The 9,646-nt window shown below is 67.4% G+C and carries 12 protein-coding genes and 1 tRNA gene; 6 read left to right on the forward strand and 7 right to left on the reverse strand.

Translation table 11 applies throughout. From position 1 onward, the window contains the following. Positions 1-92 precede the first annotated feature (92 nt). Complete coding sequence (locus GBZ26_RS22425) at positions 93-311, reverse strand: DUF1127 domain-containing protein (RefSeq protein WP_174440760.1); 219 nt, start codon at positions 309-311, stop codon at positions 93-95. A 311-nt stretch (positions 312-622) separates the two neighbouring features. On the opposite strand from GBZ26_RS22425, the gene GBZ26_RS22430 reads away from it, so the two are divergent. Both GBZ26_RS22430 and GBZ26_RS22435 read left to right on the forward strand, forming a co-directional pair. Beyond that, positions 623-1,309: an HAD family hydrolase gene (locus tag GBZ26_RS22430; RefSeq protein ID WP_014238562.1), complete on the forward strand. Its 687-nt coding sequence runs from the start codon at positions 623-625 to the stop codon at positions 1,307-1,309. 14 nt (positions 1,310-1,323) lie between these two features. Next, positions 1,324-1,680, forward strand: coding sequence for a cupin domain-containing protein (locus GBZ26_RS22435; protein ID WP_174440761.1), 357 nt, complete (start codon positions 1,324-1,326; stop codon positions 1,678-1,680). Between the two features lie 216 nt (positions 1,681-1,896). Here GBZ26_RS22435 and GBZ26_RS22440 read toward each other — a convergent pair whose 3' ends face one another. From GBZ26_RS22440 to GBZ26_RS22465, 6 genes are all read right to left on the reverse strand, one after another. Next, positions 1,897-2,283, reverse strand: a complete 387-nt coding sequence (locus GBZ26_RS22440) for a hypothetical protein (RefSeq protein WP_174440762.1) — start codon at positions 2,281-2,283, stop codon at positions 1,897-1,899. A 161-nt stretch (positions 2,284-2,444) separates the two neighbouring features. Beyond that, positions 2,445-2,849 carry a gamma-butyrobetaine hydroxylase family protein gene (locus GBZ26_RS22445; RefSeq protein WP_038529747.1) on the reverse strand — a complete coding sequence of 135 codons (405 nt, stop codon included), beginning with the start codon at positions 2,847-2,849 and terminating at the stop codon, positions 2,445-2,447. Further along, a complete protein-coding gene (locus tag GBZ26_RS22450; protein WP_014238566.1) occupies positions 2,849-3,085 on the reverse strand; it encodes a Trm112 family protein in 237 nt (78 codons plus the stop codon). The genes GBZ26_RS22445 and GBZ26_RS22450 overlap by 1 nt, the downstream gene beginning before the upstream one ends. Before the next feature lie 48 nt (positions 3,086-3,133). Beyond that, positions 3,134-3,823, reverse strand: a complete 690-nt coding sequence (locus GBZ26_RS22455) for an LON peptidase substrate-binding domain-containing protein (RefSeq protein ID WP_174440763.1) — start codon at positions 3,821-3,823, stop codon at positions 3,134-3,136. Between the two features lie 106 nt (positions 3,824-3,929). Then, complete coding sequence (locus GBZ26_RS22460) at positions 3,930-4,880, reverse strand: thioredoxin family protein (protein WP_174440764.1); 951 nt, start codon at positions 4,878-4,880, stop codon at positions 3,930-3,932. A 54-nt stretch (positions 4,881-4,934) separates the two neighbouring features. Continuing rightward, entirely contained in the window at positions 4,935-5,501 is a 567-nt protein-coding gene (locus GBZ26_RS22465) for a prolyl-tRNA synthetase associated domain-containing protein (RefSeq protein ID WP_174440765.1), read from the reverse strand. Positions 5,502-5,665: 164 nt separating this feature from the next. Between GBZ26_RS22465 and GBZ26_RS22470 the strand changes: the two genes are divergently transcribed. The 4 genes from GBZ26_RS22470 to GBZ26_RS22485 all read left to right on the forward strand — a co-directional run bounded on the left by GBZ26_RS22470 (position 5,666) and on the right by GBZ26_RS22485 (position 9,587). Next, positions 5,666-5,740, forward strand: a tRNA-Gly gene (locus GBZ26_RS22470). A gap of 631 nt (positions 5,741-6,371) precedes the next feature. Beyond that, positions 6,372-7,049 (forward strand): RraA family protein, encoded by a 678-nt coding sequence (locus GBZ26_RS22475; protein WP_109072060.1) that lies wholly within the window; start codon positions 6,372-6,374, stop codon positions 7,047-7,049. 78 nt (positions 7,050-7,127) lie between these two features. Continuing rightward, positions 7,128-8,057: an AEC family transporter gene (locus GBZ26_RS22480; RefSeq protein WP_174440766.1), complete on the forward strand. Its 930-nt coding sequence runs from the start codon at positions 7,128-7,130 to the stop codon at positions 8,055-8,057. Between the two features lie 546 nt (positions 8,058-8,603). Beyond that, complete coding sequence (locus GBZ26_RS22485; RefSeq protein ID WP_038529773.1) at positions 8,604-9,587, forward strand: Bug family tripartite tricarboxylate transporter substrate binding protein; 984 nt, start codon at positions 8,604-8,606, stop codon at positions 9,585-9,587. The last annotated feature ends 59 nt before the right edge of the window (positions 9,588-9,646 follow it).

Raw genomic sequence — 9,646 nt, forward strand, 5'->3', positions numbered from 1 at the left:
CGCCGGAAACGGGACCCGAACGCGAAAAGGGCCGCTCCCTTACACAGGGGCGGCCCTTTTCCTTGCGGTCTCCCGCAGCCGTGACGGCGGCATCAAGCCTTCCAGAACGGCTTGCTGATCTCGTCTTCGACGTCGAACTGGGAGATGCCGATGTCGTGCAGCATCCGGTCGTCCAGCCGAGCCAGCTCGCGGCGGGTGATGGTGCGCTGCCGCCACAGGGCGAACGTGTCCAGAACGCTGTCCAGCACATACGCCACCGGAGCAGGGCGCAGGGTGCGGCCGGCGGGGGCCGTGCGCAGAGCGATTGCCATGGTGGTCATCCTATCTTTGAAGGTCCCGAGGGGGCCTGCCGAAAGTAGCCGCCGCGCCCTCGCTTTGTGAGAAAGAATATTGCTCATCCCGCGCAAACCCGCCACCGCCATGTGGGTATGTGAGCCGTGAGCTTTCTCGATAGCTGTCGTAGGAATATCACCGATGCAAGAATAATGGACGATTGCACAGCTTTTGGGCGTCACAAATTGTGCAGACCACCAACAAACCGGGTTCGGAACGAAGCGCTGGACAGCCGCCGCGGCGCGTCCTACCTCTGGTTCCGACCGTCGTCCGACACCGAGTTCTTCCCATGATCGACACCATCGCCTTCGACGGCGACGACACGCTGTGGCACAACGAGTCCCTGTTCTCGATGACGCAGGACCGCTTCCGCGCGCTGCTCGCCAACCACTTGGCCGACCCGGCGGACATCGACCGGCGGCTGCTGCAGGCCGAGCGCGAGAACCTCCGCGTCTACGGCTACGGCATCAAGGGCTTCGTCCTGTCGATGATCGAGACGGCGGTGGACCTGACCGACGGGCGCATCGGCGGGCGGGACATCCAGAGCCTCGTCGAGTTCGGCAAGGCGATGCTGGAACACCCGGTCGACCTGCTCGACGGGGTGCAGGAGGTGGTGGAGGGACTGGCCGGGCGCTACCGGCTGCTGCTCGTCACCAAGGGCGACCTGTTCGACCAGGAAAGCAAGATCGCCCGCTCCGGCCTCGCCGGACGCTTCGACGCCATCGAGATCGTCAGCGAGAAGGACCCGGCCACCTACCGCCGCCTGCTCGACCGCCACGGGGTGGACCCGGCGCGCTTCGTCATGGTGGGCAATTCCGTGCGGTCGGACATCCTGCCCGTGCTGGCCGTCGGCGGCCACGCCGTCCATGTGCCGTACCACGTCACCTGGGCGCACGAGGTGGCCGAGCCGCCCACCGAGAACTACCGCCGCATCGACAGCCTGCACGGCCTGCCGCCGCTTCTCGCCGCCTGGTGAATGGGAGACGTGTGATGAGCTTCGCCCTGCTGACCGACCCCGCCCGCCCCGCCGTGGAACCCGAGACCGGCGGCCCGGCCGCCGACCGCGTCCTGTCCGGCGCCGCGGTCTTCACCACCTGGAACGAGTACGAATCGGCGGACGGCAAGCGCTTCGCCGGGGTCTGGCGCTCCACCCCCGGCTCCTGGCGGATCGTCTACGACGAGTGGGAGTATTGCGAGATCCTGGAGGGAACCAGCGCCATCAGCCACGCCGACGGGCGCCGCTGGCTGGTCGGCCCCGGCGACCGCTTCACGCTGGAACCCGGCTTCGACGGCGTGTGGGAGGTGCTGGAGACCACGACGAAACGCTACGTGGTCATCCTGCCCTGAGCAGATCACGCCATTCTTAGCCCTCTCCCCTCCGGGGAGAGGGTGCCCCGAAGGGCCTCTCGCGCTGGCCAGAGGCCAGCGCTGACGGCGGCAGGCGGATGCCTCTGGCATCCGCTGAGAGCCGGTGAGGGGGATGCGCGTGGCGGGAAGTTCGGCAAAAGCGCAACCCCCTCACCCTGACCCTCTCCCCAGAGGGGAGAGGGAACACCAAGCGCTTCAGCCGCGCTCCCCGAACAGGTGAACAGCACCCAGGTCGGCGCGGTTCAGCACGACCACCGCCTTGCGCCCGATCTCCACGGCCAGCGCACACAGTGCCATGATCGACACCACCAGGACGATCCGCGCGATGTCCCTCGCCCAGGCCCGCCGCTTGCGGCGTCGGGCCGCCAGATGCGCGGCCAGCTTCTGCCGCAAGGCGCTGCCGCGCCGCCCATAGCCGCGCGACCAGCCCCAGCCGCTCGCCGCTGGCGGCGGGTTGTCCGGCGCCGTGTCCGGTGCGGGAGTGGTGGGAACAGGCAATCCGACGCCGCCCGCAGACGGCGAATCGGCGTCAGGCGCGGCGGTCGGGATGGCGGTCGCGCCGGGCGGGTCGGTCGCGGTCACGGCGGTCATCCTGCGGCGGAGGAACGGTCGATGGGCCGTTATCTACGCCCTTTTCATGAAAGCGCAACACGCCGCGCCCGAACGCCTGGAAAGGCCACATGGAAACAAGCGAGGGAAACAAGCGGGGCCTCGGCGGAATGCCGCACCCCGCTTCCGCCGCCTCAGCGCCGGCCGCGCGGATCGCGGCTCAAGCCCTTGGCCTCCAGCTCCGCCAGATACTCCGCCCACAGGCGGTCCTGGTCCTCGCCCAGCTCGTACAGCAGCTTCCAGGAGTAGATGCCGCTGTCGTGCAGGTCGTCGAAGACGATCCGCAGGGCGTAATGGCCGATGGCCTCCAGGCTCATGATGCCGACATGGCGGCGGGCCGAGACGGTCTGCTTCTGGCCGGGACCGTGTCCCTGCACCTCGGCGCTCGGGCTGTGGACGCGCAGGAACTCCGCCGGGTAGGAGAAGGTTTGGCCGTTGTCGAAATCGACCTCCAGCCGCTTCTCCTCCTTCTTCAGCCGGACTTCCACCGGCCAGTGCTTGGTGCCGAAGGCGTCCGACGCGAATTGCTCGTCGGACATCAGGCGGCCCCCGGCTTCCCGTCGAGGCTGCGGGCCTCGTCGATCAGCATGATCGGAATGCCGTCGCGGATCGGATAGGCGAGCCCGGCGCGGTCGCTGATCAGCTCGGCGCGCTCGGCGTCGTAGCGCAGCGGCCCCTTGGTCAGCGGGCAGACGAGGATTTCCAGAAGCTTCGGATCGACGCGCGCCTGCGTCTTGCCGTCGGCGGGCGTGTCGTCGTGGGGATGGGCGCTCATGGATCGGGCCTCGCAGTCGGAAAGTGCAGTGTCGGTCGAAGGAAACGGTCAGTGACGCAGCGCGTTGCCGCCGTCGCCCTCATGGCCGTCGAGAATGGCCATCTCGACCAGGGCGATCAAGAGCTTCGCGCGCTCCGGCAGGTCCGGCGTTTCAAGAAGGGCCTGCTTTTCGCTGGGCGAGAAGGGGCAGATCATCGCCAGCGAGGTGACCAGCCGCTCGTCCGGCGTGCCGTCGATGGCCTTCCAGTCCACCGATAGCCCCTGCATCTTGAAATAGCCTTTCAGCCCGGCCAGCAGACGCGCGCGATCCAGCCCGCAGCCGTCGGCCCCGCCGCGCTCCAGCGGGTCGATCAGGTCGCCGGAGAAGCGGTCCCAGTCCGCGGCGACCCGGCGGTAGCCGCGCTGGCCCTCCAGCTCCCGCATGATGGCGAAGCGGCTGACTCCGGTCAGGGTGATGATGTAGCGGCCATCCTCGGTCTCGGCGAAGCTGGTGATCCGCCCGGCGCAGCCGGTGCCGTAGACCGCCGGCTCGCGCAGGCGGCACGCCGGGTCGGTCGGCTGGACCATGCCGATCATGCGGTCGCCGGCCAGCGCGTCCTCGACCATCGCGAGGTAGCGCGGCTCGAAGATGTTCAGCGGCAGGCGCCCGCGCGGCAGCAGCAGAACCCCCGCGAGCGGGAAGATCGGGAGCTGCCGCGGGAAGCGGTCCGGTGACGGGTCGATGGGGTTCCGGCTCATGCGACGAATATAGAACCCCCGGACACGGCGAACAGAGCGCCCACGAACAGAGCAACGGGGAACGAAGCGGCCGCGAACGAAAAAGGCTCGCGGCCGCCCGCCGAAATCAGCGGAACAGGATCGAGGACAGCCGCCGGCGGCTCTGCACCGTCAGCGGGTCGGTCGGGCCGAAGGCCTCGAAGAACTTGACGAGCTGCTTGCGGGCAGCCTCGTCGTTCCAGGCACGGTCGCGGCGCACCAGTTCCAGAAGCTCGTCCACCGCGGCCTCGCGCTTGCCGGCGGCGAACAGCGCGAGCGCGAGGTCGAAGCGGGCCTCGTGGTCGTCCTGGTTGTGGGCGACCTTCTCCATCAGCTCCGGGATCGGGCCGGCGTTGGCGGCCTGCTCGGCGACCTCCAGCGCGCTGCGCACCGCGGCGATCTCCTTGTCCTTGGCGATCGGCTCCGGCACCTTGTCGAGCATCTGCTTGGCGCGGGCCAGCTCGTCGTTGACGATCAGGCAGCGGACCAGCCCGGCGTAGGCCACGGGGTTCAGGTTCTCCGGATCGGCCTGCAGGATCTCGCCGTAGATCTCCGAGGCGGTCTGGGTGTCGCCGGCCTCCAGCGCCTCCTTGGCCTGGGCCAGCGCCTCCTCCAGGATGTCGCCCTCGCCGCCGCCCGCGGCGCCGGCCAGCTTCACCAGCTTCTCCACGAAGGCCTTGATCTGCGACTCCGGCAGGGCGCCCATGAAGCCGTCCACCGGACGCCCCTGGAAGAAGGCGTAGACCGCCGGAATCGACTGCACGCGAAGCTGCGAGGCGATCATCGGGTCCTTGTCGGTGTCGATCTTGACCAGCCGCACCTTGCCCTTCGCGGCCAGCACCGTCTTTTCCAGGATCGGGCCGAGCTGCTTGCACGGGCCGCACCAGGGCGCCCAGAAATCGACGATCACCGGCACGGACTGCGACGCCTCGATGACGTCGGCCATGAAGGCGCGGTCGCTGCTGTCCTTGATCAGGTCACCGGCGGCGGGAGCGGCACCGGCCGCGGCGGGCTTGTTGGCGGGCGGAATGGAGAACATGGCGGTCACGTATCCCTTTGCGATCTCGCGTGATAGATGAGCGCACGGGGCGCGTTAAGCAAGCGTCGGCTGAGAGTCCGGCGGCTCCTCGCCGAAGGGCACGATCAGCGGCTCGTGCCCGCCGGCCCGCAGGAAGCGCAGCAGGTCCGCGGCGGCGATGGCCGTGGTGCGGTCGTTCAGCAGCGGGTGGTAGTTCAGCGGGTCGTGGGCCAGCATCTGCTCCTGCAGCACCCCCCTCACCCGCCGCTCACGGTCGTTGACCACGGAGAAGGGCGTGACCGAGCCGGGCCGCACGCCGAGATGCCGCCACAGCCGGTCGGCGGAGGCGAAGGACAGCCGCGCCGACCCGATCACCTTGTCGAAGCGGTTCAACTCGACCCGCGCGTCCTCCAGCGCGACGACCAGCCAATGCTGCTCCTTCTTGTCCTTCAGGAACAGGTTCTTGCAATGGCCGCCGGGCAGAGCGCCGCGCAGCGCCTTGCTCTCCTCCACCGTGTGCAGCGGCGGGTGGCGGTGGGTCACGGTGCGGATGCCGAGCGCCGCGAGATGCTCCAGGAGCTGCTCCGGGCTCGTCGGCAGCGGCTCCTCGGCCCTGCCCTCGGGGGTGTCGCGGGTGTCCATGAAGCCATCTTTAGCGGCGCCGGCAACATTCGTCCGGGAAAATCTGTTCGGGCGCCCGAGAAAAGTGAAACATGACGCTTGCATTGCGCCGATCCATGAGTATAGTCCGCCGCACGCCGCCGGACGGCACCGACACAGGGGTCCGAACGGCAGCGAAACGGAGCGCGGGCGTAGCTCAGGGGTAGAGCACAACCTTGCCAAGGTTGGGGTCGAGGGTTCGAATCCCTTCGCCCGCTCCATTCTCCCGACGGAGGCGATGATCCTCCAGGCGGGAAGCAGGACAGTGAATGGAAAGGCTGGACCTTCGGGTGCCGGCCTTTTTCGTTTTGCCCTTCCGGCTGTGCCCGTTCTCCGCGCGTTGCGATTCCGCAACCGCCATCTCCCTCCCAATGCTCCCGCCGCCGAATCAACGCAGCCATACAGGGCGCGCCGCCAAACAGCGCAACCGATAGGCGCGATTCGGCACCAAAAAGCATGCCATCGTAGGTCATTCTTTGCGCACATGACTCGTATGAAAGCGTGAACAAATATACTTATTGGCAACCTACTTGCGTATGACCCCCGGACGATATAAGCTTCAAATGAGAAACAATTAGAATTTCTATCCGGTTAGGGTTGTATGCACCATGGATGGTCCGGTTGCGTCGGACGGGCCGAGCCCGTGATTTTCCCGGATAGGATGCTCCTGTCCGGCCGGCGTCCGCCGCTCCGGCAACACCGGCCCTCCCCCGCCTGATCGTCACCGGCTCCGTTGTCGTCGCGCTGCGACCGGCGGTGCCGCTGGTCGCGCTTCCAAGCCCCGCTTCGTACAGCCCAGACGACACGCCCAGCCAAGACGGCAATCAGTCCAGACGACGAGAGGTCATTCCCATGGCTATGCAACGCTACATCGTGAATTTTCCGCGCCTGTCCCCGGACATGCTGGAGATCTGGAAGACGGTCCCCAGCAGCATCGCGTCCGACGTGCAGAACCGCTGCCAGAGCATGGACGCCCGGATCAAGCCCTGCGCGCCGGGCATGCGCATCTGCGGGCAGGCCCGCACCGCCGTGTCGATGCCGGGCGACAACAGCATGCTGCTGACCGCCTGCAGCCTGGCCGAGCCGGGCGAGGTGGTGGTGGTCGCCGGCGCCGGCCTGGAAGAGGTGGCGCTGGCCGGCGAATGGGTGGTCCGCGGCTGCAAGTCGCGCGGCCTGGGCGGTCTGGTGATCGACGGCTCCGTCCGCGACCTCCAGGAAATCCGGACCATCGGCTTCCCGGTCTTCGCCAAGGGCTCGGTCCCGCGCGGCCCGCACAAGGCCTTCGGCGGCAAGATGGACGTCCCGGCCGGCGTCGGCGGCATGGTGGTCAATCCGGGCGACCTCATCATCGGCGACGACGACGGGGTGACCGTGGTTCCGCTCGCCGTGATGGACGAGGTGCTGAAGCGCTGCCTGGAGCTGATGGCCAAGGAGAAGATCTGGTCGCAGCAGCTCGACGCCGGCAAGTCGCTGATGGAGGTGCTGGGCGTGCCGGAACCGGAAATCGTCGAGACGCCCACCCTGCGCTGAGCCCCGGCATCCGCCGGACCACGCGAGCCGGCGACCCGCACAGCCCTTCGAGCCGCCCCAAGACCGGTTTCCGCCGCCATGACGCTCATCTTTCAAATCGTGCTGCCGATGTTCGTCCTGGTCGCGCTCGGCTTCTACGCCGGGAAATCGGGCAATTTCAGCAACACGGCGGCTCAGGGGCTGTCGCGCTTTCTCGGCATCTACGCCCTGCCGGCGCTGCTGTTCGCGGCGATGGCCAAGGCCAAGATCCCCGATCCCATCGAATGGGGCTTCGTGGCGGCCTTCTTCGTCGCGGCCTTCATCATCTTCGGGCTGGGCGCCGCCTGGATGCTGTCCATCCGGCGGCGGGACGAGGCGGCGATCGGCGGCTTCGCTCCCTCCTTCTCCTCCATCGGCCTGCTCGGCGCGCCGATCCTGATGGACGCCTACGGATCGTCGGTGGCCATCCCGGTGATGCTGCTGATCCTGTTCCAGTCGCCGCTCCTCTTCACCACGGCGACGATGATCGCCGAGGCGCAGCGGACGGCGGGCGGGCGGCCGGTCGTCGCCGCGGTCAACGCCGTCAAGGCGACCCTGCTCAGCCCGATGATCCTGTCGATCGTCGTCGGCATGGGCTTCAACCTGAGCGGCGTCCATGTGCCGGACGCGGTCATGAAGGCGGCGGACTACGCCGCGGCCACCGTTCTGCCCTGCGCCTGCTTCACGCTGGGCACCTCGCTGTCCTTCGGGAAGCTGTCGGGCAAGTTCGGTCAGGCGCTGGTCCTGGCGGTGATGAAGACGGTCCTGCACCCGGTGCTGACCTGGGTGCTGGCGGTTGAGGTCTTCCCCCTGCCGCCGGACTGGCTGGCCCCCGCCGTGACCGCGGCGGCGCTGCCCATCGGCGTCAACGTCTACGCCTTCGCCGAGCGCTATCAGACGGGGCGGGAGCTGGTGTCGATGTCGCTGCTGCTGTCCACCCTGATGTCCCCGATCTCGATTTCCGTCGCCTTCATGGTGGCGATGGGCTGACGCGGTCATTTCGACGCAGGCTGTTTCCATTATGCGTCCATTTGACGCCCATCACGCATTCCCGATCGCGCGGAACTCCAAGAAACCACGCCAGATAGAAAGCATTCGTCGAAAATCGTCGTGATTTCGGATGCTCCAATCCGCCCAGCACGATTGATACACGAATAGAGACCCTGTATCTTCCACCTTGAAGCGACACGACCGCTTTCATCGGGTTGATTTGACAGCGTTGGGTCTATGAGCTGCTCTTTTTCGCGCGAAAGACGACCGAACTTCGCCGCCGCGTCGGTGACGGGATCGGCGATCCACGAAGACAGACATACCGAAGTATGCATCCATCCTGATCAAGGACAGGATGGATATTTCCGCCCTTCGTGATCCGGTATTTCAATGCTGTCAAAATCAATGACCATCGATCTTTACGAGAATTTCAGAAAAGGAGGCCCAGCCTGTGTCCGCATCGGGACGGGCGGGATCTCCCGGGACCCCACCGCGTCCGCGGCCAAGGGGGTCTTCCGCAATAACGCAGGAAAGAAGGGCATCCAGATGATCATTCGCAGCAAGTTCCTGGCGCTGGCGACCGGAACCCTGGCGCTGGCCATGTCGACGACCGCTCTGTCGACGGCCCAGGCCGCCTATCCCGAGAAGCCGATCACCGTGGTCGTCGCCTACGACGCCGGCGGTTCGACCGACGTGACCGCGCGCCTGCTGGCTCCCTTCATCGAGAAGCATCTGGGCGGCACCCGGATCGAAGTGGTGAACAAGCCGGGCGCCGGCGGCGAGATCGGCTTCGCGGCCATCGCCGACGCCGCGCCGGACGGCTACTCCATCGGCTTCTGCAACACGCCGAACATGGTGTCGATCCCGATCGAGCGTCAGGCCCGCTTCTCGGCGGACCGGCTGGACGCGCTGGTCAACGTCGTCGACGATCCGGGCGTGTGGAGCGTTCCCGGCGACAGCACCTTCAAAACGCTGAAGGACGTCGTGGAGCACGCCAAGGCCAACCCGAACACCGTCACCGTCGGCACCACCGGCGTGGGCTCGGACGACCAGCTCGCCATGCTGCTGGTGCAGCGCCAGGCGGGCGTGCAGTTCACCCACGTGCCCTTCTCCGGCTCCGCCGCCAACTACAAGGCGATGCTCGCCAAGAAGATCCAGATCAGCGGCCAGAACCTGGGCGAAGGGCTGCGCGGCCAGGCCTCCGACCAGATCCGCGTGCTGGGCGTGATGAGCAAGGAGCGCTGGAAGGCCGCCCCGGACATCCCGACCTTCGCAGAGCAGGGCTACCCGGTGCTGATGGCCTCGCTGCGCGGCGTCTGCGCGCCGAAGGGCCTGCCCGCCGACGTCCGCGCCAAGCTGGTGGACGCCGTCACCAAGGCCGCGACCGATCCCGAGTTCGTGGCGAAGGCCGAGGCCAAGGAAACCTTCCAGCCGCTGCGCGTCCTCGGCCCCGACGCCTTCGCGGCGGAACTGAAGCAGCTCGACACCGAGCTGAAGTCGCTGTGGCAGTCGTCGCCCTGGCTGAAGTGATCCGGGGCTGAAGCGACCCGGGCGGGTTGGTCCGTCCGGGTCCGGCCCGTCCCCGAAAC

It is taken from the genome of Azospirillum formosense, from assembly GCF_013340925.1.
Taxonomy (GTDB): domain Bacteria; phylum Pseudomonadota; class Alphaproteobacteria; order Azospirillales; family Azospirillaceae; genus Azospirillum; species Azospirillum formosense.

Coding starts and splice junctions, on each gene's coding strand:
- GBZ26_RS22430 (WP_014238562.1), top strand. CDS start 623: ATGATCGACACCATCGCCTTCGACGGCGACGACACGCTGTGGCACAAC.
- GBZ26_RS22485 (WP_038529773.1), top strand. CDS start 8,604: ATGATCATTCGCAGCAAGTTCCTGGCGCTGGCGACCGGAACCCTGGCG.
- GBZ26_RS22435 (WP_174440761.1), top strand. CDS start 1,324: ATGAGCTTCGCCCTGCTGACCGACCCCGCCCGCCCCGCCGTGGAACCC.
- GBZ26_RS22465 (WP_174440765.1), bottom strand. CDS start 5,501: ATGGACACCCGCGACACCCCCGAGGGCAGGGCCGAGGAGCCGCTGCCG.
- GBZ26_RS22460 (WP_174440764.1), bottom strand. CDS start 4,880: ATGTTCTCCATTCCGCCCGCCAACAAGCCCGCCGCGGCCGGTGCCGCT.
- GBZ26_RS22455 (WP_174440763.1), bottom strand. CDS start 3,823: ATGAGCCGGAACCCCATCGACCCGTCACCGGACCGCTTCCCGCGGCAG.
- GBZ26_RS22480 (WP_174440766.1), top strand. CDS start 7,128: ATGACGCTCATCTTTCAAATCGTGCTGCCGATGTTCGTCCTGGTCGCG.
- GBZ26_RS22475 (WP_109072060.1), top strand. CDS start 6,372: ATGGCTATGCAACGCTACATCGTGAATTTTCCGCGCCTGTCCCCGGAC.
- GBZ26_RS22450 (WP_014238566.1), bottom strand. CDS start 3,085: ATGAGCGCCCATCCCCACGACGACACGCCCGCCGACGGCAAGACGCAG.
- GBZ26_RS22445 (WP_038529747.1), bottom strand. CDS start 2,849: ATGTCCGACGAGCAATTCGCGTCGGACGCCTTCGGCACCAAGCACTGG.
- GBZ26_RS22425 (WP_174440760.1), bottom strand. CDS start 311: ATGGCAATCGCTCTGCGCACGGCCCCCGCCGGCCGCACCCTGCGCCCT.